The organism is Desulfoscipio gibsoniae DSM 7213, assembly GCF_000233715.2.
Taxonomy (GTDB): Bacteria; Bacillota; Desulfotomaculia; order Desulfotomaculales; family Desulfallaceae; genus Sporotomaculum; species Sporotomaculum gibsoniae.
In genome coordinates, this window is sequence record NC_021184.1 from 21,119 (window position 1) to 40,689 (window position 19,571).

Genomic DNA, 19,571 nt, shown 5'->3' on the forward strand with positions numbered 1-19,571 from the left:
TTGAAATTGACTGGAGGGGTGTCCGAGCGGTTTAAGGAGGCGGTCTTGAAAACCGTTGAACCTTCACGGGTTCCGTGGGTTCGAATCCCACCTCCTCCGCCATTTTAATTACCTGACAGCACGGAGAGATGGCCGAGTAGGTCGAAGGCGGTCGCCTGCTAAGCGATTATACGGGCTAAAACTCGTATCGAGGGTTCGAATCCCTCTCTCTCCGCCAGTAAAGAAAACCACGGATTAAAGATCCGTGGTTTTCTGATGGGTTTACTCTCACCATATCATGGTTATCACTCATTTTTACCAGTTGACTTTTACGAGTGCTTTTGTTACAATTATATTTGCGGTGCTGGTGAAGCAACGCAAAGAAAAAACAATATGTGCCTGTGGCTCAATTGGATAGAGCATCTGACTACGGATCAGAAGGTTGGGGGTTCGAGTCCCTCCAGGCACGCCACAATTTTACGGCGACACAAAAGTATATATACTAATTGTGTCGCTGCATTTTATTATTAATATACCACCATTGGAAATACATTAGGCGCCTGTAGCTCAGAGGATAGAGCAGCGGTTTCCTAAACCGCGTGCCGGGGGTTCGAGTCCCTCCAGGCGCACCACTGAAAATCAAGGCCCGCAAGGATTTGCGGGTTTTCGCTTTTCTAGCGAAATTCGCTGAAAGGCTATTTTGGGAGCATTTTGGGAGCAAAGATAACAAACCGGGAGCAAACGAGACAGGAAAAGACAGGTTTTACGCCTGTCTTTTTTTTGTGTCATTATGAATAATATTCTGGTACACATTTTCTAGCTTGTCCGATATTGCCTTATCGGCACTCTGTAAGTAGTGACTATAAATAGCCCCAGTGGTGGCCGGGTTAGCATGTCCAAGCCGACCGGATATATTTTTAAGTGGCACGTTCTGATTAATCAACATTGTGGCCGCGGTATGCCGGAGGCCATGAAAGGGTAGGTGCGGCAATTTGTGTTTTTTAATAAACTTGGAGAACCATTGCGATGGCCATTCCGGGTGCCCGGGCCTGCCGTCCCATGTGGTAAATAATCTGTCTGACCCCTGCCATAAGTCAGCGACCTTTAGGCGGTCCTTAGTCCATTCTGTTTTATACTGTTTAATCAGCGTCATAACGAAACCGGGAATAGATATAACCCGCTTTGACGTTTCGTTCTTTGGTTCTTTCGTGATGGTGCCTATACCGGGTAGGTACTGACTGGACCGCCTTACGTTAAGTAAGGAGTTATCAAAGTCCACATCCTGCCATTCAATGCCCATGATTTCACCACGGCGTAACCCGGTGAATAGTGCTATGTAAACAAGCACCTGGTGCTTTAATTCTTCTGCTTCCAGGGCTTGCAGTAGGGTGGCAATGTCGTTTTCATCATAACAGGCGGCCGGCTTCCTGGGGACCTTGGGAGCTTCCACCCGGGCGGCCGGGTTGGTTAAAATTATTTGCCATTTGACGGCAGCGTTAAATATAGTGACTAATAACCTGTGATGGTGAAGTATGGTTGCGGGCGACAGTGTACCTTCCCTGCCGTCCTCACGGATGCCGTATTCCCGCAAGTTGTCATAGAACTGCATTATGTGAAAAGGCTTTATGTCCTCTAATTTCATGTGGCCCATAGCCGGTAAAATGCGGGAGTCAAGCATTTTTTTATACCGGTGCTTGGTTTTGGGTGCCAAGTCTATTTTGGATTTAAGCCACTGTTGGCTAAATTCCGTGAAGGTGAGCCCGGAGGGTTCAATATACTGGCCCTTTTGCACCTCAGCAGAAAAAATGTCTAGCTGTTTTTTGGCTTCACGCTCGCTGGTGGCTTCAATCGTCCGGCGGTAAACTTTGCGATTACCGCCCGGGCCCGTCCCACCTGGTACGTTAAGCCGCCATTTGTTGGTCCCCCTGTTTTCTACCCAGCCAGCCATTATTCTGATTCTCCTTCTTCTGAGAACATTATTTTTAGCATAGCGAGTACGCGTTTCCGTTCATACTCAGTAAGAAGTCTGCCATTATAATATGCTTCCTTTTGATGTTTAAGAAGAAAAGCTATGTCATATAAATCTTGTCCAGACATTAACTTAACTGTTGTTACGCTATCAACTCCCTTTGTTGCTATCTCACCAGGCACAACAAAATTCACTTTTGGGAAAATAGAACCGCTAGGAATCTGGTCAATGTACATCCTGTTGGTAAGAATAATATCGTAAATATCTACGTCAAGTATTTTTGCAATTTCTTCTATTACAGAAATAGGCGGTACAATTTCACCGCTTTCATATTTTTGTATCACGCGTTCAGACTTGTTTATTTTTTTAGCTAATTCCTTTTGGGTTAGTTTTTTACTTTTTCTCAATTCTCTTATCTTGGTGCCAATATCCAATGTATTCACCTCCATACCAATATACTACCATAACACGAATTAAAAGTACAGATAATCAAATAAAAACTATTTACAACGAACTATAAATACGCTATTATATAATTAGTACGAATTTAAAATTCGTTAAGGGGGTTTAAATAATGCATAAAACACTAGATCAGCTTAAAGACGATGCCCAACATGTATTACGTGAAACAATAACTGCTAGAGAAGTAGCGGAAATGCTGGGTATTAGTGAGTGGGCAGCATATGACTGGGCACGGAGAAAAATAATACCGCACATCAGGGCAGGTAAACGCGTGCTGTTTAGGCGGAGTAGCATTCTCCAGTGGCTGGAGGCACAGGAGCAGGCTAGCGTTACGGTAGAGCCGGAAACTGCAGGAAAAATACGGCGGCTGAAATAATCGACATAAAAGCAAAAGCCCGCGCGGGGCGGCACGGGCAGGCGGTAAGGTAGGTGTGATACAGTTGCATGCTCCAAATAGTTTATCACGAAAAAGTAATATCTTTCAATTGGTTAAGCAAATTAATACAGTGGACATTATTCATAAATACAACATTGCTAATATGCACCGGCATGGTCGCTATTGGGTGGGTTTATGTCCAGTTCACCAAGATAAAAAACCCAGTTTCTATACTTTTCAGGATAATAAATGCAAATGCTGGGGATGTGGATTCTACGGTGACGCTATTGACCTAGTGGCAAAGGTGTATGGACTCAGACCCATTGAGGCGGCCCGGATGATAGCGCGGGACTTTGGTATTGAGGTGGACAATAGGCCGGTATCATTGGAGGCCAGGCGTAAGGCCAAGCAGTTGGCCATTGAGGCAGCCCAAAAGCGTGAGATTGAGAAAATCTTTAAACAAAAACGGGATCGGGCGTTAGAAATACTTTCTTTGTTCGTGAGAACTACCAACCATGTTTTAGCTGCTGGGGGTTATCAAGCGCATTATGATTTAGCTGAATTGTTACATAAAACCGACTACCAAGAGTATTTGACCGAATGCTTGTTGAGTAAGGATCCCGACTTACAGCTTATGGCATTGACCGCCCCGGAGGTGCAACAATGGCTCGAATAACAGCAGACGAACTCCATGAAAAAGCAAGAGATGACCCAGAGGTGGCTAAAGTGTTGGGGTTATCATCCTTCTGGGAAAAACTCCTAAGTAAAGATAAAAACGGTAGGATTTATTCCACAATTAATAACGCTCTTTTGATATTGCGGAATGATGAAGCGTTAAAAAGTAAAGTGGCTTTAAATGAGTTTGCAAACCAGCTTGACATTAGGGGTGCTTTACCCTGGGGGAAGGCCAAAGGTACTTGGTCTGACAGTGACGATGCCGAATTAAGATATTATTTTGAGACTAGCTACAACTTTACTGGTAAAAGCAAAATTGATGATGCCTTTGCCATTGCCACAAGCCGGTTGAAATTTCACCCGGTGCGGGAATATTTGTCAGGGCTGCAGTGGGATGGGCAGCAACGGCTTGATGCCTTGCTGATTGATTACTTCGGGTCTGAAGATAACGAGTATACCAGGATGGTGACGCGAAAATCATTCACGGCTGCTGTGGCCCGTGTATACAAGCCTGGCATTAAGTTCGACACCATGCTGGTGCTGGTGGGTAACCAGGGCATAGGCAAGAGTACCTTTTTTCGTTTACTGGCCGGGGATGAGTGGTTTACTGATGACCTGCGGATGGAGGATATGAAAAATAAAACCGGTGCAGAAAAAATGCCGGGAAAATGGATCATCGAAGTTGCGGAACTGGCCGGGTTGAGAAAAACTGAAGTTGAGGAAGTTAAATCATTCCTAAGCCGCAACTTTGACCGGTACCGGGAACCGTATGGCCGCCGATCAAAGGACCAGCTAAGACAGTGTATCCTTGTGGGGACTACAAACGCCGTGGATGGCTTCCTAAGGGATCAAACCGGGAACCGGCGCTTTTGGCCCGTGAGGGTGAGCCGCGGGAAATTGAAACCTTGGGAAATCGATAAGGTAAGGAATCAGATATGGGCTGAAGCCAAAAAGTATTATGAGACTGGGGAAGCGCTTTACCTTACGCATGAGGTTGAACAGTTAGCCACGGCGGTGCAAGAAGAATACACGGAAATAAGCCCATGGTACGGGTTGATTGATAAGTATCTTAGTGAAAAATCTATGGGAGTTGTCTGTGGAATTGAAATTTGGATACATGCCCTTAGTGGAGACAAAAACAAATATGGCCATAGGGAGCAGCAAGAAATAAGCAATGTCATGAAAAAAATACCCGGATGGGAACCAGGAGGGCGCGAAAGAATACCGGAATATGGACGGCAGCGCGTTTATAGGCGAATATCCTAAAACCTGTCCACCTGTCCCATACCTGTCCCACACCTGTCCCCTTACGGACATAAGGCTTTCCCCCTCTTTGGGACAAGTGGACAAAGAAAAAGATAATAAGTATTTATATGATTATAAATAAAGAAAAAATATATATATGGTTTTTTCTGTCCCCTGTCCCAAAAAAACTCGGAAACCTTGCAGGAGTAAGGGGACAAGATGGGACAGGAACTATCTCAACCCTGTCCCATAAAAGAGCCTGTCCCATATTGGAGTTGGTTACAGTAGGGGGTGATTGTGGTAAATGAGTAGGATAAAAAAGGCCACTGAACAAGAATGGCGGACAATTGCAAATGAAGCAAGGGAACTTAGGGACCGTATAGGTAAGTTAAGCATTCAAGCCTGTCCATATCTGCCAGTTAAACTTACGGATGACTTAATGAGGGCACAGCAGGTAATTGATTTATTCCGTGCAAGGGCAGAAGATGAAATGTTTAAACGTGGGGGTATTAAAGATACAGATATCTGGTATCCCGGAAAATGATAATAAAGGTGATGGCGATCTATGAAATACATACGCATTCAGATGCCCAAGCACATACTGGTACTCACCGACCAAGAGCTTGAACGCCTGTTGGCCCGGGACCCCAAGTTATGGAAGCTGGCCATCGGTAGGGGAAAAGGCTTGCGGCGTTATCAGGCGGCCAAGGCGAGAGCAAATAAAGATAGGGGTTGAGAACATGGAAGTTTCAATTATTCCACAAAAGAAGTTTGAATGTGTAGCGGGACGCGATTACTTAAAGGCCCGAATTACATTGATTGTTTCAGCTAAGACAAAAGAAGAGAAAAGGGAGCTGCGGGCACGGTGGGAGCAGCTAGAGGAGAATGGATCGCTTAATGAACTGTTGGAGCTTGTCAGGGAGATGGAAGCGGGCAGTTACGATTAAGCATTTAGGATGCATACCCGCCCCCCGGGGCGTCTATCTTGTGGCCAGTTCACCTGACCGGAGGGGGAAGGCTATTTGCACACATAGAGCAATTACGAGATTTTAGCCAAAAATTACCCCCCTCCGCCCAAAGTAGCAAATATTAACAGAAAGGGGGCAAATTATGAGCCGTCCGAGGAAACCACCAAAAACTAAAATTAAAGTCAGAGATATTCTTAAATACATTGAACAATTGCCCCCGGATAATCCGCTTAAACAAGAATTGACACCGGACAAGCTAATCCGGATTAAGCGATATATCGAGGAATTGCAATATCTGGATTACATCATCGTGGGGTTGAAATCAGACATAGAGGCAAACGGAGAAATTGAGCTATATGAAAATGGTAATCAGAAAACCCGGCGTACCAATCCGGCGTTGACAACTTACATTGACACAATCAAGGCATACAATGCCCTATTGCGGCAAGTCTCAGAAATTTTGAGGGGGATAGAAATTGAAATTGCCAAAACGTGGTAGTGAAATACTACAGGTGATTGATGCCTGGCATACTCTTATACACCAGGCAAAGGCGGGCAACCTACAGGCAATTAAAATTTTTCTAAGTTTGAAAGCTAACAATCAATCCGGTGCTGGAACGGCGCCAGGCAAGGTTGTTGACATAGATAAATACCCGCTGGAATAGCGGGATTGAAAGGGGGAAGCCCTCATGAAACTCTACGGCTTTTCAAATGAGCTGAGGGCGGCTGGTGAAGAAAATAATATGCTGCTGGAAGGGCGGGCAATTGTTTTCGACCAACCGACCGTACTTTATGAATTTGACGGTATCGAGTACAAGGAAATCATTGCTTCAACGGCCTTGGATAAGGCTGATATGAGCGATGTTGTACTTCGATATAACCATAATGGTGAATACATCGTCTTGGCGCGAACTCGGAATAAGTCCCTAACGCTGGAAAAGCGGCCAGACGGGCTCTATATGCGGGCAACTTTACAGTCAGATATAACAAGCCACCGGGACCTATATAATGCGGTAAAATCCGGTTTAATTGACAAGATGAGTTTCGGTTTTGCGGTGGCTGATGATGGTGATAGTTATGACTCAGCCACGCATACCCGGACAATCATGAATATACGCAAACTTTTTGAGACCTCTTTAGTTGACCAACCGGCGTATGACCAAACCTATGTTGAAGCCAGAAGCAGGCTTGAACAGTTAGCGGATGTTGAAGAATATCGGAAAGCATTGCTCATTAGAGCAAAATTAATCAGGAGGTACTAGCATGAATAAATTCAAATATATGACCGAAAGTGAAATTGAAGAATATCGTTCCCAGTTGGAAGCCGAACTTTTAACCAGTTCCCCGGAGCGTTTAAAGGAAATTGACAAAGAACTGACGGACATCGCGGCAGCCCTGGCCAAAGACGAATATCGGCGCACCGTGGGCGCTGGCCCGAGGCAACAGCGCACTGCCGGCCCTATTGGTCAAATGCAAATCCTGGGCACCTACGGCATTGGTACCGGTATTACGAACAATACCAACACCAGGGGCAATGAACCCGTAAACGGCAATGTTTACGGCTCCTCGGAATACCGGCAGGCTTTCATGGGCTTCGTGTTAACCGGCGCCCGGTCAGAGATTTTGGAATACCGGGCCAACGCTACCACTCTAACCAGCGACATTGGAACCGTGATCCCAACAACGATCGTACAGAAAGTCTACGAGAAAATGTCCGCTTACTCCATGATCTGGGACCGCATTACCAAAACAAACGTCAAGGGTGGCGTGTCTGTCCCGACATCCAGCTTAAAACCAACCGCAACATGGGTTGCTGAGGGTAGCGTTTCAGATAAACAGAAAAAGCCTACCGGCAGTATCACTTTTAACTACTACAAGCTGCAATGCCGTGTAGCTATCTCCCTGGAAGCTTCCACGGTAAGCCTGGAGATGTTTGAATCAACTGTTGTAGAGAACATTTACGAGGCAATGATTATTGCAGTTGAACAATCGGTTGTAACCGGCACAGGCGTGGGCCAGCCCCTGGGTATCGTAAACGACAACACTATTCCTGCTGGCCAGATTATAGATGTAACTGCCGCTGAAATAAGCACCTATGGCAAATGGGCTGCCATTATCGGGACTATACCACTGGCTTACGAGGCAAAAGTCAATTTAACTCTTACAAAAAAAGATTGGGACAAGTATATTGCCGGTATGGTTGATGCCAACGGGCAACCCATAGCCCGGATTAACCTGGGCCTGGCTGAAAGACCGGAGCGGCGCGTCCTGGGTTACAATGTGGTGCTTGTGGACGATTACCTACCCAGCTTTGACGCGGCGAATGTCGGCGACATTTTTGGGTATTTTGTGGATTATAAAGATTACATCTTCAACAGTAATCTGCAGATGCTCTACAAGAAATATTTCGACGAGGACACCGACGAATTTGTGCATAAGTCGACCCAACTGGGTGACGGCAAACTTGCAGCTCCGCACAGCGTAATTCTACTCAGAAAAGCCGTCTAAGTTCCTCCGGCTCCTTTTTATACTGCCCATCTTTAACGGTGGGCAGTAGAAAGGGAGCAAGGGGAGTTCCCTTTAACTGCAGCGCGGTCGATCGTTGCAGGCGTACAAACCCCATAGCCATTTTTTCATAAACCTATCCTTTTATTTTAAGGCGGCCACCAGGGGGCTCACTGGTACGGTGAGCCTGGCCGCCTACTTTCTTTTTTAAAAATAACTTTCGGGAGTTGATAATATGGCAGGTTCTACCATAAAGGGCATTTCTATTGAATTCGGAGCCAACACCCAAGCCCTTACGGCAGCATTAGCAGACGTAAACCAGAAGAGCCGAAATCTCCAGGGGGAGCTTTCACAGGTGCAGCGTCTTTTACGCATGGACCCCGGTAATACAACTTTGATAGCACAGCAGCAGCAACTTTTAGGGCAGGCTGTAAACAATAGCCGGGAAAAGCTTGATCGCCTAAAGGCTGCCCAAGAACAGGTAAATGAGCAGTTTCGGCGCGGTGACATAAACGAAGCCCAGTGGCGGTCGTTTCAGCGAGAAGTGGCCGCGAGTGAGCAGCAATTGCAACGATTTGAGGAACAACTGCAGCAGGTTAACCAAACATCTGACAACCTTACTCTGGGCGATAAATTCAAAACCAGCGTGTCCGGCGTTGCTGATAATGTTAAAAACATTATCAGCCCTGCAACACTGGCGGCGGGGGCCGTGGCCGGTATCGGAATTGCAGCCGTTGGAGTGGTGGCACAAGGCGTAAATATGGCTTCTAGCTGGGACCAGGCCAGCAGGCAAATGGCAGCAGCGACTGGGTTACCAATGGAAGCAATGGGCGAATTTGAAGCACAAGCAGAAATCATGTTCGGTAATGCCCGGGGCAGTGTTGATGAAATCTATGCAGCCATGACACAAGTACAACAGGTATTCCATGGATCGGCCGAGGAAACAGGCGCTTTGGCTGACAAAGCGCTGGTGTTGCAACAGGTTTTTGGCTTTGAAGTGTCTGAAAGTATAAAATCAGTCGATAGCCTAGTCAAAAACTTTGGCATTGATGGCAATACAGCCTTTGATATTATTACCAAAACATCACAAATGGCCGGCGACAAAGCCGGGGATCTGTTGGATACTTTCAATGAGTATTCCCCACAATTCGCGGCAATGGGTTTCTCTGCTGAAGAATTTGCCGGGATTCTTGTCAAAGGGGCTCAAGAAGGCGCGTTTAACCTGGACAAGGTCGGTGATGCCGTCAAAGAATTCAATATTCGTGCCCAGGACGGTAGTAAAACCACGGCAGAAGGGTTTGCCGCTATTGGCCTAAACGCTGACGAGATGGGCGCAGCTATCGCTGCTGGTGGCGATAAGGCACAAGCGGCTTTTGAAGCAACCATAGCGGGACTAGCTGCAATAGATGATCCAATGAAACAAAACCAAGCAGGGGCGGCCCTTTTCGGTGAACAATGGAACGATGTCAGATCAAAAGTTATAACTGCAATGGCTGACGGTAAAACCGCTCTGGGCGACTTCGCGGGGGCAACTGATGACGCAGCTGGTAAGGTTGACGGTGGTTTTGGCCAGGCGATGGAAAGGCTGAAAAATAAATTTGGCCTCGTCACAAAAGAGATCGGTGAAAAACTGGCCCCTGTTTTGAATGAAATGGCCACCTGGATAGAAGACCATATGCCTGAGATCCAAGCAACTGTTGAGACTGCTTTTAATGTTATGGGTAAGGTGATAGAAGGTTTAACATTGCCGATTCGGAACATCATTGCCTTACTGCAAGGTGACTTTGACCAGGTGATGGAAAACACGCTTCATTTGTGGGGTATCTCGTGGGACGGAGTAAAATCCAAAGGACTTGAGGTTTGGAACTCTATAACAACGGGCGTTAAAAACTGGTGGAGCGGCATAACAAGCTGGTTGTCCTCTCTAAACCCCTGGGGGGCCGTTTCGGGGGCATGGAATACCTTTAAAACCAACACAATCCAGGTTTGGTCTAATCTTGTTACCGATGCAAAATCATGGGGTAAAAACATCGTTCAGGGCCTCTGGCAAGGCATCTCCAGCATGGGCACAACCCTAAGAGCCAACGTCACAGAGTTTATTAACCAGAACATACCGGAAGTCATTAGAAAGCTTTTAGGAATACATTCCCCGTCAACAGTGGCGTATGAAATCGGAGCAAAGATTGAGGATGCAGACGAAAAGGCACAATTGGCATTAATTGAAATTAGAAAGTTTATGGAAAGGTGGGCGGTAGCATGACTCTTGTAATATCGGCAAATAACCGCGATGAATACGCTCTTGTGACCGGTGATTTTCTTGGTCGCAAGCATAAAGACATGGACTATAATAACCCGGTAAACCATAATGATAGTGACGTTGAGCTGGTTAATAATGTTTACAAGACACTTAAAGTTAGTGACTATGTATTACTTGGCGCTGCCGGTTGCCATGACCTTGGCGAGTGGCTTAGAAAGGAAATACAAGACCGGGCAGCGCCTGACTTTGATTTAATCCAGTGCAGGCAATTGGCCGAAGAAATCGTCGAGGAAATGAGGGATAAACGCACCCTTAGAATAACTTTTGACATGGAGCCCCTATACTTAAACCATTTATATCAGGAAAATGGCTTTGCCTTTGTGTTGACCGGCTTTTATAAAGAAGGCGGAACCGGTTATGTCTCTTTTGAAAGCAACCCTGACGGCGGGACATTCACAGAAAAGAATTGCAGTAATAACAGAGGTTACCAGTTATTTACTCCGGCAAACAACTACAGGGAGTTGATGGATCAATATTTTGAGCTTCGTGACGGCATAACCCCTGTTATTACAACCGCAATGGCACAGGCACTATGCTTGCACCATATCATTGTTGATCATATGCCGGAGCATGTCTCCCGTGAAATGGAAATATTGATTTTACAAAAACAGCCTGGGCAGAATAAGCCGTGCTTTGGTCGGATAAAATTAACCGATCAGAGCCGGGATAGCGCCATAAAAACAGCGGGCCAGAGGTATGCTGACATATTTTTAAAACCAATGTTACAAACCATTGTAAAAACCAAACCCCAAAAACCTTCTGGTTATGTTAACGTTATTAAAGACATAGCCGGTCTGGGCAAAACCATGGTCGTATTAGGTCAAGCCATGAAGAAAAACGACATGAAGCGCATAAATATCTGCATAGATTTATACGTTGCAGAAGTGGCCAAGGTTAACAATTCCTTTGCCGGACTTACCCCGCCTAAGGAATTAAAGAACTACCACGGGTACTATAAAAAGCTGATGAGTCATCATACCAAAGCCGTTAAATGGCTAAAGCAGTTTCAAAAAACAGGGGACATTGTCTTTATAGATAGGTTAAATATTGAAATGGATAACATTGAAAAAATAATAGATAAGCTAAAGCGCCCGGTTTAAACCGGGCGTTATTCAGTCTTTTTTAGGGATGTCACTGAAATATTTCCAAGCCCCTTGTTCATCCTGAACTAGATGCATGGACGCTTTGTAGGGTTGTTTATTACCAACGAGATTGACTGTTATTTCGAATGGTATTTCGGCTACGTTTTTGTAAGTTTTACCGGTACCTTTTGAATCAGTCCAGCTATTAAGTAAAACTGGCTCTTTCACTTGGTAGCTTTCAATTGCAAGTACCGGGCCATCCTCTTTCATTTTAATAAATTCATCTTCAGTAATTAATGCCCGGGTATCCGGGTGAAGGTATTTGTATAATTGCTGCCACTGTTGATATGACATATACTCTAAAATGCTTTGGGCAACCTTTTCTGGTGGCTCAGCCTTTGGTTCTGGACTTTCCTTTGGCATATTGTTCTCACCACAGCCAATCAGTAAAGTTAAGACTAATACTAATATGGTAAGCAAGCTTTTGGGTTTCATACTATCGCCCTCCTTTTTAATTATTTGGTTTATTGTATTACGTTACCAAGGCAATAACATGTCACTTAAAGTCGAATATAACTTAAAAATTTAAAATTATCCTAACATATCAATTAATTTTTAAGGATAATAATTTCATGTAAAATAAGTGGGATTACTTCCGCTTTTTGTATTTTCGTTTGGCTGCGGTATTTTCCGCTGCGAGAGGAAATAAAACTGGCCATGATGGACTAGGTGATCGGCTTAAAATTACATTTAACCCCAAGCGAGAAGGTTGAGCTGGCCCGTAGGATCGAGGAAGCATTGGGAGGACGGCAGGGCAGCAATCAATATCAACGGAAAGAGGACCCGCAAAATTTTGCGGAAGCTCAAAAAGGAGAATCCCGAGACATAGCTGCCAAAGCCGTGGGTATGAACCGGGAAACCTACCGTCAAGCAAAAGCAGTAAACATGAAATCGAGGAGGAACGGGCGCTAAAAAGAAAACAAGCTACACAATTGATAGGTAAGGATAAGAATGGTTTGCCAACACAAAGAACTTCGGTTGGGGAACTGAGTTCCACCACCGAAAAGGGCAAAACCCGCGATAAGATAGCGGAGCAGATAGACTTCCCTTTGTCGGGCAGAACGCTTAGTAAAGGCATGAAAATTTATGAAGCTGCCAAAGACAGCAATAAAGACGCTCAAGAGTCGTTAAAGAAAATAGACAACAAAGAATCAAGTATTACCGCTGAATACAAAAAGCTTTTCAAAAAAGATGAAATCCCAAAATGGGCAATTAAATATAGTGACTACCATATGCCCACTACATAGTTCGGGTACTGGCCCTTCATAGGTAGGGTGGCCATCCTTTCCATTCCGGCGAATTTGCCGGATTGCTCTGGTACTGGCCCTTCATAGGTAGGGTGGCCATCAGTACCGGACAATCTGTCGGTTACTGAAAATGTGTACTTAACCCCGGTCAAACTATCCCAAGTTGAAGGGTGCTGGCACGCCATAGGTAGGGTGAAAACGCACCTTGTGGAACTCAGTTCCCCAAGGTCAGGATTAGGTGCTGGCACGCCATAGGTAGGGTGAAAACCCCTCAGTTGTACCCAACTTGACGACAACTGAAAATAACCCGGCAATGGCCGGGTTTATCTACTGCCTGTTATTTTTTCTTGGTTAATTAGCCGGTTGTCCAATCTTAGTATATCCCCCCAAACTCCCTTAAGCTGCAGTTTGACTTCTGATACATCCTTCTGTATTTTGCGCTGGCCCTTCTCTAAAGTATCCAGACGTTTAACAATGGATGCCTGGCCTTGCTCCAAGGTGCCCATGCGTTGATCCATGTCGTCAAGGCGTTCATTGATAGGCTGCAGCTTCTCGGTTAGTGCCTCATCCAGTACCCGGCGGAGCATTTTTTCAAGCTCACTCATTGGCGGTGGCACCCCCTTCTTTGTCGGGTATGTGTTCTAGTAGATCACCAGGCTGGCAGTTTAAGGCGGCACAGAGCTTATTTAAAGTGGAAAAATCCATCCTTTCAGTTTTTTCATGGTAAAGCAAAAAAACCGTATTTCTTGATAATCCCGTTTGCTGTGCTATTTCTGTCATATTAATTCTTTTAGCCCCAAGTATTTTAGATAAATGCACTTTTATCATAGGCATACCCCCTGTCTTTATAATACAGTAAATAGTTAACAATGTACAGCTAATAATAAATAATTTACTGATAATAGTAAATAAAGTATTGACAATGGTACGGGTAGTGGTTAAAATTGTACTAGAAGCAATACAGTCCACGCTACCAGGGAGGCGATCCCTGGGGAAAATTAAAAGAGGGATTTTAAGATGCTTAAACTTGAGAACGGCGATTATTTGGTTTATTCGGACGGCAAATTTTATCTTATTGCGGACGGTGGCAGGGAGTCAGAATAAGGAGGCTTAAATCATGGCTAGTAAAAGAAAAGTTATCATTGTTCCTGATTTGCTACAGGACTACATCGTACTGGGAGATGTTGTATTGGTTAGTTTAAGGTACGTAAAGGAGCTCATAGGAGAGAAACGAGAGGATGAAGCCCATGTCAGCTAGAAGAGGGGTAGTAATTGTACCAGATTTGCCGGTTGATTATATTGAACTGGAGCACGTCGTGCTTGTTAATGCGGAATATTACATTGGTTTATTGGAGAATTAACCTGTAGCTTTAAAAGGGGGTATTCGTTAATGAAAACGGTAGTTTTTTGTAACTTCAAAGGTATGGAAGGCCCTGCCAGTCAATTTACATGTATTGCAACTGATGATTTTATTATGATTGAAGAAAGCCTTTCACAAGAGGAAAAGGAACTAATTACATTTGTGCATGGCGGCAGTTTACCTTTAGCGAAGGAGGCGTAATCCATGACCGTGGAAGAAAAGGCCCGCATGAAGGCCGAACTGAAAAAAGCAGATGCGATGTATTTCATCATGAAATGGCACAATGATTTATATGAAGTGGCATCGTCACTTACAGAGGATAACCAATGCACTAAGGAGGTAGCGGCAGCAAGTGTTATTGAGGTGATGAAAGAAATGCAAGAGGAAATCGCTGGAAGGAGCAGGGGTGAGTTTGATGTTGCCGGTTAATAATCAGGCGCATGGAGTGAGGAAAAAGGTTGTTGTAGTTCCAGACTTACTGCAGGATTACATTGTACTGGGAGATGTTGTATTGGTTAGTTTGAGGCTCATTAAAGAGCTTATGAAAAAGGGAGCATAGGCGGGGAGGTGAGCTGATGTTGCAGTTTCAACATGCAGACCTCTTTGAAAGGATATACCGGGACGTTTGCGAAAGTGTGTGTTTTCATTACTCACTCATGGCTAAAGTATCCCTTGGCATGAAGGATTTTTTAGATAGCAAAGTAGATGGGCAACTGCAGGCCCTGTTCACTGTGGCGCTGCACATGGACGTTGAGCAGGAAACGCTGGACGAAATACGGGCGATGGCCCTGGGTTAGATTAAACAGGGGGTACAACTGAATATGGATGTATCCGTCGAATGCCAAGACCCTCGTATGGGGTGAGCGGGACAACCGGTGCTGAGGGGGCAGCCACCAGAGCAGCGGGAGCGGATCGGGGGGGTAATGATTTCCTTACCAGTGGTATGGTGTGGGCTTGTGTTGACTGGATTGTGTATATATCGTATAATATCAGTTGGGCGCAAGGGTGTGGATTGGGGGAGTTTGTTGGGAGCAGATTGGGAGCAAATATCTCAAATTGCACCCAAAAACGGCACTTGGGAGCAATCCCTAAAAATGACAAAGCCAGTGATACCAAGGGATTGCAAGGTTACGCAAACTATAAAAAGGGCGTTTTCCACATTCCTAAACCGCGTGCCGGGGGTTCGAGTCCCTCCAGGCGCACCATTATTTTTAAAGGGGAACCTTTATTGAATCAGGCCGGTTATATGCGCGAGGCCTTGGCGGAAGCTGAAAAAGCCTACGCTTTGGGTGAAGTACCCGTTGGTGCGGTGGTGGTACTGGACGATAAAATTATAGGCCGGGGTCATAATTTGCGGGAAACGTTATTGGACAGCACTGCCCACGCGGAAATTATAGCGTTAAGGCAGGCGGCCCGTCATATTGGAGATTGGCGGCTGAACGGGTCTGTACTTTATGTTACGCTGGAACCATGCCCTATGTGTGCCGGGGCCATGATTCAATTTAGAGTACAAACTCTGGTGTACGGTGCCCAGGACCCCAAGGCCGGTGCTGTGGACTCAATTATGGATGTAGTGAGGGAACCACGCTTTAACCACCAGGTGGCGGTGGTGTCCGGTGTACTTGAGGATGAGTGCCGGGCAATTTTAAAGCGTTTTTTTAAGGAATTGAGGGGAAATAAAAAATAAATTATTTGTCTTAAATCGTGGAGAGATGGCTGAGCTGGTCGAAGGCGCTCGACTCGAAATCGAGTAGGCTGTGATGAGCGGTCTCCAGGGTTCGAATCCCTGTCTCTCCGCCAAACATCATATAAACCAAGGAGTTATCGTTTTTTAAGCGATAACTCCTTGGTCTTTTTTTATGCCAAAATGGTAGTGCAGGCAACTGCTAGCCGACGACAGTCGCCATACAGCCGAAGGAGTAGGGAAAAATAGTTTACCATAACTGAAACTAATGAACAGGTAAGGATGTTGATAAACAGCTACTAAGACTAACTCGTTAATCACACACATGGAAAGTGTGACGGTGTCGTACGAGTACCAGGCGATTAACATTGCTGTTGTATTTTACGAATAATAAGGGTATAATAATAACAGCAATAAAAGGGGGCTGTTATCTATGCCAAATATCAAACCCATCTCCGATTTAAGGAATTACAATGAAGTCCTACGTGATATTGCCATAGGTGAGCCAGTGTTTTTAACCAAAAATGGCAGAGGGAAATTTGCCATTGTCGATATTAACGAATATGAAAAATTAAAAGCTTCGCTGAAGCTTATGTCACAGCTTGCCCAGGGAGAGCAGGCTGGAAAAGAAAAAGGATGGATGACTATTAAGGAAGTGGAAGCAGAACTAGGGATTGAGAATGTATAAGCTGAAAATTTCACCCGAAGCCAAAGATGATTTGGCAGAGATTAAAAGCTACATTTCTCAAGAACTTTGTAATCCACAGGCGGCTGTAAATCTTATTTCTAAAATCACGAAAAAGATACGCGGGCTGTCAGAGCATCCTGGAATTGGCGCGCCGCTATCTTCCGTTGTGGATATTCAGACAGACTATCGTTTTCTTGTCTGTACCAACTACCTGATATTTTACAGGTACGAAGATGGATTTGTTTTCGTGTCGAGAATCTTATACGGCAAGCGGAATTATACGCGTATCCTGTTCGGTAATTTGCCGGAGGATGAAGAAAAATAGAATACAGCGTTACTCTTATATTGTCAGCTTGAGGGCTGACGATTTTTTATGCGCAAAAATGGATTCACCACGGCTATGACCGGTATGGCGATGGGCGCGGACATATGGTGTGAACGATATAAAGGATGACTATTATTTCCGGTGCAAGTGCCCGCTGCTGAAATAGTAATAAGGGCCGCCGGATTCTATAAAATAACTATGCATTGTTGATACCAAGGTTATGATACAATAATTATATTTATAAGATGATCCATGCCATTTATGGTTTTGGCTTTAGCCTAAAGGTGTCATTCTAATGTTATATAGCAAAATGATCTAGTCTATTCTTAATGCTTTAAAGTGAGGAGTTGTACTGTTATGGCATGTCTGCAAACTAATTGGCAGGATGAAATTGAGCGGGTTGCATATGGCGTTCGTCGTCGCGTGCTGGAACATACAGTGGTAAACAATGGCGGATATTTAAGCCAGGCCTGTTCCGCTGCTGAGATACTTGCCACAATGTATATACGCATTATGAACTTGGGAAAAACAGAAGAACCTTTAATGCCCGGGCCTTTTATGCCGGTACATTGGTATAATTTGTAGCATAATAAGGAGCAGTATGAATATGGTTACAAGTCCGTATAAAAGAGAATTAGGAAAACGTGTACTTATAATGACCGCTGTTCAGGCGGAGATGGAAGTTGTGTTGAGCGGGTTGCATCGCGATAGAGGGAGTGATAAAGGGATAGACGTGCTGGTAGCAGGTATCGGTCCGGTAGCAGCGGCGGTCAGTACTTTAAAGGCGCTATTAACTGCTGAATACAATTTGGTAGTCAATGCCGGTATTGGCGGAGGATTTTCCGGCAGGGCTGAAGTGGGCTCCCTCGTGGTGGCTAACAAAATTGTTGCCGCGGACCTGGGTGTGGAGACTTTCGAAGGTTTCAGTAATTTGGATGAGTTAAGTCTTGGCACAACCAGCATACAGGTTGATAATGGTTTGGTGCAAGGCGTGACTGAGGCGCTGCTGGCGGCCGGTTTGCCGGTCAAAACCGGCCCGGTGCTCACCGTATCGACTGTGACGGGCACGGCTGAAAGTGCCGCCAAACTGGCCGCGCGGGTGCCGGGGGCCGCCGCTGAGGCGATGGAGGGTTATGGTGTGGCTGTTGCCGCGCGTGAACAGGGTCTGCCAATTATTGAGCTTCGCGCCATATCAAACCTGGTGGGTCCACGGGACAGGGCTGCCTGGCGCATCAAAGATGCATTGGGCGTGCTGGAGAAAGCCAGTTTAGTATTATCGGAGGTGCTGCTATGAAAATCGCTTTCTCTCCTTGCCCCAACGATACATTTATATTCCATGCCTGGGTACACGGGCTAATACCAGGTGCACCCAAGCTTGAGGTCACCTATGCGGATATAGATATAACAAACAGTTTGGCGGCTACCTGCAGTGGGCCGGAGGTGGTCAAAATATCCTATGCGGCATTACCATGGGTGTTGTCCGAGTATGCGCTGCTGCCATGCGGGGGTGCGCTGGGTAGAGGATGCGGCCCGCTGGTACTTATGTCGAGCAGAGCGGCCAACACCGGCGGTCCGGCGGTGCTGACCGGTAAGCGGGTGGCAGTACCCAGTGAGCGTTCAACTGCCTATTTGCTGTTTAGGTTATGGGTAAGCCAAAATGTGCCGGGGGGCGTGTCTGACATTGTGATTCTACCATTTCACGAGATCATGCCGGCGGTGCGTGATGGCATAGTTGATGCAGGGTTGGTAATCCACGAGGCACGCTTTACTTACCATACATACGGGTTAACTATGCTGGCCGACCTGGGCAGCTGGTGGGAGGCTGAAACTAACTTACCCATTCCGCTGGGGGCAATCATTGCCCGGCGGACACTGCATCTTTCCGCTATCGCTGACTGGATCCGGGCATCCGTTAAATATGCCTGGTCCCACCCGGAGGCATCGCAAGAGTATGTGCTAAGCCACGCCCAAGAGTTATCCCCTGAAGTGGCCAAAGCGCATATCAACCTTTACGTAAACGAGTTCAGCGTAGATTTAGGTGAGACGGGGTATAAAGCAGTAAACGCCTTACTTAGCCGGGCCGCGCAAGTGGGGTTGGTCCCAAGGGTTGATTTGGTTCCTGATTCTGCATACATCATCTAAAAAAGTAGCTTCTTCTTCTTTCTGGTGCCGCGATTGCCTTAGGAATATCATTTGCTATTTTTCTTAAACCATGGTATTATTACAATCGTGTTAAAAAGTTGAGAACAAAACCATTTTAAGGCCTCTTTTTTATTGGTCAAGGTTTAGGTTTAAAGCTTTTTGATCGATTTTACAGTAAAGGAGGTTCAAAAATGGAAGGCAAAGTTAAATGGTTTAATGCCGATAAAGGTTTCGGTTTTATTGAAACAAGCGAAGGTAACGATGTGTTCGTGCACTTTTCCGCAATCCAGGGTGAAGGCTTTAAGACCCTTGATGAAGGTCAGAGTGTAACTTTTGACGTAGTTGAAGGTAATCGTGGTCCTCAGGCTGCAAATGTTCAAAAGTAATATACAATGTAATATTATTATTATGATGTACAGAAGGGTCATTTCCTAATTGGAAAGACCCTTATTATTTGTCTTTACTTAACTCAATTTACCCCAAATAT

30 protein-coding genes and 5 tRNA genes are annotated in these 19,571 nt (G+C 45.4%); 30 read left to right on the forward strand and 5 right to left on the reverse strand.

Annotation, left to right across the window (positions count from 1 at the left end):
- Positions 1–12: 12 nt before the first annotated feature.
- The 4 genes from DESGI_RS00090 to DESGI_RS00105 all read left to right on the forward strand — a co-directional run bounded on the left by DESGI_RS00090 (position 13) and on the right by DESGI_RS00105 (position 611).
- Positions 13–102, forward strand: a tRNA-Ser gene (locus DESGI_RS00090).
- Positions 103–122: 20 nt separating this feature from the next.
- Positions 123–217 (forward strand) — tRNA-Ser (locus tag DESGI_RS00095).
- Between the two features lie 157 nt (positions 218–374).
- Positions 375–451 (forward strand) — tRNA-Arg (locus tag DESGI_RS00100).
- An 84-nt stretch (positions 452–535) separates the two neighbouring features.
- A tRNA-Arg gene (locus DESGI_RS00105) sits at positions 536–611 on the forward strand.
- 131 nt (positions 612–742) lie between these two features.
- Here the strand turns inward: DESGI_RS00105 and DESGI_RS00110 are convergent.
- A complete protein-coding gene (locus DESGI_RS00110; RefSeq protein ID WP_006524621.1) occupies positions 743–1,927 on the reverse strand; it encodes a tyrosine-type recombinase/integrase in 1,185 nt (394 codons plus the stop codon).
- Complete coding sequence (locus DESGI_RS22710) at positions 1,927–2,382, reverse strand: helix-turn-helix domain-containing protein (RefSeq protein ID WP_006524622.1); 456 nt, start codon at positions 2,380–2,382, stop codon at positions 1,927–1,929. The genes DESGI_RS00110 and DESGI_RS22710 overlap by 1 nt, the downstream gene beginning before the upstream one ends.
- 140 nt (positions 2,383–2,522) lie before the next feature.
- On the opposite strand from DESGI_RS22710, the gene DESGI_RS00120 reads away from it, so the two are divergent.
- The 12 genes from DESGI_RS00120 to DESGI_RS00170 all read left to right on the forward strand — a co-directional run bounded on the left by DESGI_RS00120 (position 2,523) and on the right by DESGI_RS00170 (position 11,596).
- On the forward strand, positions 2,523–2,786 hold the full coding sequence (locus DESGI_RS00120; protein ID WP_006524623.1) for a helix-turn-helix domain-containing protein: 264 nt from the start codon (positions 2,523–2,525) through the stop codon (positions 2,784–2,786).
- A gap of 55 nt (positions 2,787–2,841) precedes the next feature.
- Positions 2,842–3,462, forward strand: a complete 621-nt coding sequence (locus DESGI_RS22715) for a CHC2 zinc finger domain-containing protein (protein WP_006524624.1) — start codon at positions 2,842–2,844, stop codon at positions 3,460–3,462.
- Complete coding sequence (locus DESGI_RS00130; protein ID WP_006524625.1) at positions 3,450–4,727, forward strand: virulence-associated E family protein; 1,278 nt, start codon at positions 3,450–3,452, stop codon at positions 4,725–4,727. The genes DESGI_RS22715 and DESGI_RS00130 overlap by 13 nt, the downstream gene beginning before the upstream one ends.
- A gap of 283 nt (positions 4,728–5,010) precedes the next feature.
- The gene (locus tag DESGI_RS00135) at positions 5,011–5,250 is read left to right on the forward strand and encodes a hypothetical protein (RefSeq protein WP_006524626.1); all 240 of its coding nucleotides are present in this window, start codon (positions 5,011–5,013) and stop codon (positions 5,248–5,250) included.
- Between the two features lie 21 nt (positions 5,251–5,271).
- The gene (locus DESGI_RS24215; RefSeq protein WP_006524627.1) at positions 5,272–5,442 is read left to right on the forward strand and encodes a hypothetical protein; all 171 of its coding nucleotides are present in this window, start codon (positions 5,272–5,274) and stop codon (positions 5,440–5,442) included.
- Positions 5,443–5,446: 4 nt separating this feature from the next.
- Positions 5,447–5,653 carry a hypothetical protein gene (locus tag DESGI_RS00140; RefSeq protein ID WP_006524628.1) on the forward strand — a complete coding sequence of 69 codons (207 nt, stop codon included), beginning with the start codon at positions 5,447–5,449 and terminating at the stop codon, positions 5,651–5,653.
- A 163-nt stretch (positions 5,654–5,816) separates the two neighbouring features.
- Positions 5,817–6,173, forward strand: coding sequence for a hypothetical protein (locus DESGI_RS00145; RefSeq protein WP_006524629.1), 357 nt, complete (start codon positions 5,817–5,819; stop codon positions 6,171–6,173).
- Positions 6,151–6,339, forward strand: coding sequence for a hypothetical protein (locus tag DESGI_RS00150; RefSeq protein ID WP_006524630.1), 189 nt, complete (start codon positions 6,151–6,153; stop codon positions 6,337–6,339). The genes DESGI_RS00145 and DESGI_RS00150 overlap by 23 nt, the downstream gene beginning before the upstream one ends.
- Positions 6,340–6,363: 24 nt before the next feature.
- Complete coding sequence (locus DESGI_RS00155; RefSeq protein ID WP_006524631.1) at positions 6,364–6,936, forward strand: HK97 family phage prohead protease; 573 nt, start codon at positions 6,364–6,366, stop codon at positions 6,934–6,936.
- A gap of 1 nt (position 6,937) precedes the next feature.
- Positions 6,938–8,182: a phage major capsid protein gene (locus DESGI_RS00160; RefSeq protein ID WP_006524632.1), complete on the forward strand. Its 1,245-nt coding sequence runs from the start codon at positions 6,938–6,940 to the stop codon at positions 8,180–8,182.
- A gap of 232 nt (positions 8,183–8,414) precedes the next feature.
- Positions 8,415–10,439, forward strand: coding sequence for a phage tail tape measure protein (locus DESGI_RS22720; RefSeq protein ID WP_006524634.1), 2,025 nt, complete (start codon positions 8,415–8,417; stop codon positions 10,437–10,439).
- Positions 10,436–11,596, forward strand: a complete 1,161-nt coding sequence (locus DESGI_RS00170) for a hypothetical protein (protein WP_006524635.1) — start codon at positions 10,436–10,438, stop codon at positions 11,594–11,596. The genes DESGI_RS22720 and DESGI_RS00170 overlap by 4 nt, the downstream gene beginning before the upstream one ends.
- A gap of 12 nt (positions 11,597–11,608) precedes the next feature.
- Here DESGI_RS00170 and DESGI_RS00175 read toward each other — a convergent pair whose 3' ends face one another.
- Complete coding sequence (locus DESGI_RS00175; protein ID WP_006524636.1) at positions 11,609–12,073, reverse strand: hypothetical protein; 465 nt, start codon at positions 12,071–12,073, stop codon at positions 11,609–11,611.
- 234 nt (positions 12,074–12,307) lie between these two features.
- Here DESGI_RS00175 and DESGI_RS00180 point away from each other — a divergent pair, with 234 nt between their 5' ends.
- Positions 12,308–12,550, forward strand: a complete 243-nt coding sequence (locus DESGI_RS00180) for a hypothetical protein (RefSeq protein WP_041284701.1) — start codon at positions 12,308–12,310, stop codon at positions 12,548–12,550.
- Between the two features lie 44 nt (positions 12,551–12,594).
- Entirely contained in the window at positions 12,595–12,885 is a 291-nt protein-coding gene (locus tag DESGI_RS00185; RefSeq protein WP_006524637.1) for a hypothetical protein, read from the forward strand.
- Between the two features lie 323 nt (positions 12,886–13,208).
- Here the strand turns inward: DESGI_RS00185 and DESGI_RS00190 are convergent, their stop codons facing one another.
- Both DESGI_RS00190 and DESGI_RS00195 read right to left on the reverse strand, forming a co-directional pair.
- On the reverse strand, positions 13,209–13,490 hold the full coding sequence (locus DESGI_RS00190) for a hypothetical protein (protein WP_006524638.1): 282 nt from the start codon (positions 13,488–13,490) through the stop codon (positions 13,209–13,211).
- Positions 13,483–13,713: a helix-turn-helix domain-containing protein gene (locus DESGI_RS00195; RefSeq protein WP_006524639.1), complete on the reverse strand. Its 231-nt coding sequence runs from the start codon at positions 13,711–13,713 to the stop codon at positions 13,483–13,485. Before DESGI_RS00195 ends, DESGI_RS00190 begins: the two co-directional genes overlap by 8 nt.
- A 289-nt stretch (positions 13,714–14,002) precedes the next feature.
- Here DESGI_RS00195 and DESGI_RS24220 point away from each other — a divergent pair, with 289 nt between their 5' ends.
- The 12 genes from DESGI_RS24220 to DESGI_RS00245 all read left to right on the forward strand — a co-directional run bounded on the left by DESGI_RS24220 (position 14,003) and on the right by DESGI_RS00245 (position 19,470).
- Entirely contained in the window at positions 14,003–14,143 is a 141-nt protein-coding gene (locus DESGI_RS24220; RefSeq protein ID WP_006524640.1) for a hypothetical protein, read from the forward strand.
- 132 nt (positions 14,144–14,275) lie between these two features.
- Positions 14,276–14,446 carry a hypothetical protein gene (locus tag DESGI_RS24225; RefSeq protein ID WP_006524642.1) on the forward strand — a complete coding sequence of 57 codons (171 nt, stop codon included), beginning with the start codon at positions 14,276–14,278 and terminating at the stop codon, positions 14,444–14,446.
- Positions 14,447–14,449: 3 nt separating this feature from the next.
- Complete coding sequence (locus DESGI_RS00200; protein WP_006524643.1) at positions 14,450–14,674, forward strand: hypothetical protein; 225 nt, start codon at positions 14,450–14,452, stop codon at positions 14,672–14,674.
- Positions 14,675–14,820: 146 nt separating this feature from the next.
- Complete coding sequence (locus DESGI_RS00205) at positions 14,821–15,042, forward strand: hypothetical protein (RefSeq protein WP_006524645.1); 222 nt, start codon at positions 14,821–14,823, stop codon at positions 15,040–15,042.
- A 41-nt stretch (positions 15,043–15,083) separates the two neighbouring features.
- A complete protein-coding gene (gene tadA / locus DESGI_RS26580; protein WP_006524646.1) occupies positions 15,084–15,932 on the forward strand; it encodes a tRNA adenosine(34) deaminase TadA in 849 nt (282 codons plus the stop codon).
- A gap of 19 nt (positions 15,933–15,951) precedes the next feature.
- A tRNA-Ser gene (locus DESGI_RS00215) sits at positions 15,952–16,045 on the forward strand.
- A 317-nt stretch (positions 16,046–16,362) separates the two neighbouring features.
- Positions 16,363–16,617, forward strand: a complete 255-nt coding sequence (locus DESGI_RS00220; protein WP_006524647.1) for a type II toxin-antitoxin system prevent-host-death family antitoxin — start codon at positions 16,363–16,365, stop codon at positions 16,615–16,617.
- On the forward strand, positions 16,610–16,942 hold the full coding sequence (locus tag DESGI_RS00225) for a type II toxin-antitoxin system RelE/ParE family toxin (protein ID WP_006524648.1): 333 nt from the start codon (positions 16,610–16,612) through the stop codon (positions 16,940–16,942). Before DESGI_RS00220 ends, DESGI_RS00225 begins: the two co-directional genes overlap by 8 nt.
- A gap of 357 nt (positions 16,943–17,299) precedes the next feature.
- Entirely contained in the window at positions 17,300–17,527 is a 228-nt protein-coding gene (locus DESGI_RS00230; protein ID WP_006524649.1) for a hypothetical protein, read from the forward strand.
- A 22-nt stretch (positions 17,528–17,549) separates the two neighbouring features.
- On the forward strand, positions 17,550–18,236 hold the full coding sequence (locus tag DESGI_RS00235; RefSeq protein ID WP_006524650.1) for a futalosine hydrolase: 687 nt from the start codon (positions 17,550–17,552) through the stop codon (positions 18,234–18,236).
- Complete coding sequence (locus tag DESGI_RS00240) at positions 18,233–19,084, forward strand: 1,4-dihydroxy-6-naphtoate synthase (protein ID WP_006524651.1); 852 nt, start codon at positions 18,233–18,235, stop codon at positions 19,082–19,084. The genes DESGI_RS00235 and DESGI_RS00240 overlap by 4 nt, the downstream gene beginning before the upstream one ends.
- Before the next feature lie 191 nt (positions 19,085–19,275).
- Positions 19,276–19,470, forward strand: coding sequence for a cold shock domain-containing protein (locus DESGI_RS00245; protein ID WP_006524652.1), 195 nt, complete (start codon positions 19,276–19,278; stop codon positions 19,468–19,470).
- Positions 19,471–19,571: the final 101 nt, after the last annotated feature.

Excerpts from the sequence above, each read along its gene's own strand:
- tadA (WP_006524646.1), top strand. The coding sequence starts at position 15,084 with ATGCCAAGACCCTCGTATGGGGTGAGCGGGACAACCGGTGCTGAGGGG.
- DESGI_RS00195 (WP_006524639.1), bottom strand. The coding sequence starts at position 13,713 with ATGATAAAAGTGCATTTATCTAAAATACTTGGGGCTAAAAGAATTAAT.
- DESGI_RS00110 (WP_006524621.1), bottom strand. The coding sequence starts at position 1,927 with ATGGCTGGCTGGGTAGAAAACAGGGGGACCAACAAATGGCGGCTTAAC.
- DESGI_RS00160 (WP_006524632.1), top strand. The coding sequence starts at position 6,938 with ATGAATAAATTCAAATATATGACCGAAAGTGAAATTGAAGAATATCGT.
- DESGI_RS00120 (WP_006524623.1), top strand. The coding sequence starts at position 2,523 with ATGCATAAAACACTAGATCAGCTTAAAGACGATGCCCAACATGTATTA.
- DESGI_RS00240 (WP_006524651.1), top strand. The coding sequence starts at position 18,233 with ATGAAAATCGCTTTCTCTCCTTGCCCCAACGATACATTTATATTCCAT.
- DESGI_RS00225 (WP_006524648.1), top strand. The coding sequence starts at position 16,610 with ATGTATAAGCTGAAAATTTCACCCGAAGCCAAAGATGATTTGGCAGAG.
- DESGI_RS00205 (WP_006524645.1), top strand. The coding sequence starts at position 14,821 with ATGTTGCAGTTTCAACATGCAGACCTCTTTGAAAGGATATACCGGGAC.
- DESGI_RS00220 (WP_006524647.1), top strand. The coding sequence starts at position 16,363 with ATGCCAAATATCAAACCCATCTCCGATTTAAGGAATTACAATGAAGTC.
- DESGI_RS00135 (WP_006524626.1), top strand. The coding sequence starts at position 5,011 with ATGAGTAGGATAAAAAAGGCCACTGAACAAGAATGGCGGACAATTGCA.
- DESGI_RS00230 (WP_006524649.1), top strand. The coding sequence starts at position 17,300 with ATGGCATGTCTGCAAACTAATTGGCAGGATGAAATTGAGCGGGTTGCA.
- DESGI_RS00245 (WP_006524652.1), top strand. The coding sequence starts at position 19,276 with ATGGAAGGCAAAGTTAAATGGTTTAATGCCGATAAAGGTTTCGGTTTT.
- DESGI_RS00145 (WP_006524629.1), top strand. The coding sequence starts at position 5,817 with ATGAGCCGTCCGAGGAAACCACCAAAAACTAAAATTAAAGTCAGAGAT.
- DESGI_RS00155 (WP_006524631.1), top strand. The coding sequence starts at position 6,364 with ATGAAACTCTACGGCTTTTCAAATGAGCTGAGGGCGGCTGGTGAAGAA.
- DESGI_RS00200 (WP_006524643.1), top strand. The coding sequence starts at position 14,450 with ATGACCGTGGAAGAAAAGGCCCGCATGAAGGCCGAACTGAAAAAAGCA.
- DESGI_RS00130 (WP_006524625.1), top strand. The coding sequence starts at position 3,450 with ATGGCTCGAATAACAGCAGACGAACTCCATGAAAAAGCAAGAGATGAC.
- DESGI_RS22720 (WP_006524634.1), top strand. The coding sequence starts at position 8,415 with ATGGCAGGTTCTACCATAAAGGGCATTTCTATTGAATTCGGAGCCAAC.
- DESGI_RS00170 (WP_006524635.1), top strand. The coding sequence starts at position 10,436 with ATGACTCTTGTAATATCGGCAAATAACCGCGATGAATACGCTCTTGTG.
- DESGI_RS00235 (WP_006524650.1), top strand. The coding sequence starts at position 17,550 with ATGGTTACAAGTCCGTATAAAAGAGAATTAGGAAAACGTGTACTTATA.
- DESGI_RS00140 (WP_006524628.1), top strand. The coding sequence starts at position 5,447 with ATGGAAGTTTCAATTATTCCACAAAAGAAGTTTGAATGTGTAGCGGGA.
- DESGI_RS24225 (WP_006524642.1), top strand. The coding sequence starts at position 14,276 with ATGAAAACGGTAGTTTTTTGTAACTTCAAAGGTATGGAAGGCCCTGCC.
- DESGI_RS00175 (WP_006524636.1), bottom strand. The coding sequence starts at position 12,073 with ATGAAACCCAAAAGCTTGCTTACCATATTAGTATTAGTCTTAACTTTA.
- DESGI_RS24215 (WP_006524627.1), top strand. The coding sequence starts at position 5,272 with ATGAAATACATACGCATTCAGATGCCCAAGCACATACTGGTACTCACC.
- DESGI_RS00190 (WP_006524638.1), bottom strand. The coding sequence starts at position 13,490 with ATGAGTGAGCTTGAAAAAATGCTCCGCCGGGTACTGGATGAGGCACTA.
- DESGI_RS24220 (WP_006524640.1), top strand. The coding sequence starts at position 14,003 with ATGGCTAGTAAAAGAAAAGTTATCATTGTTCCTGATTTGCTACAGGAC.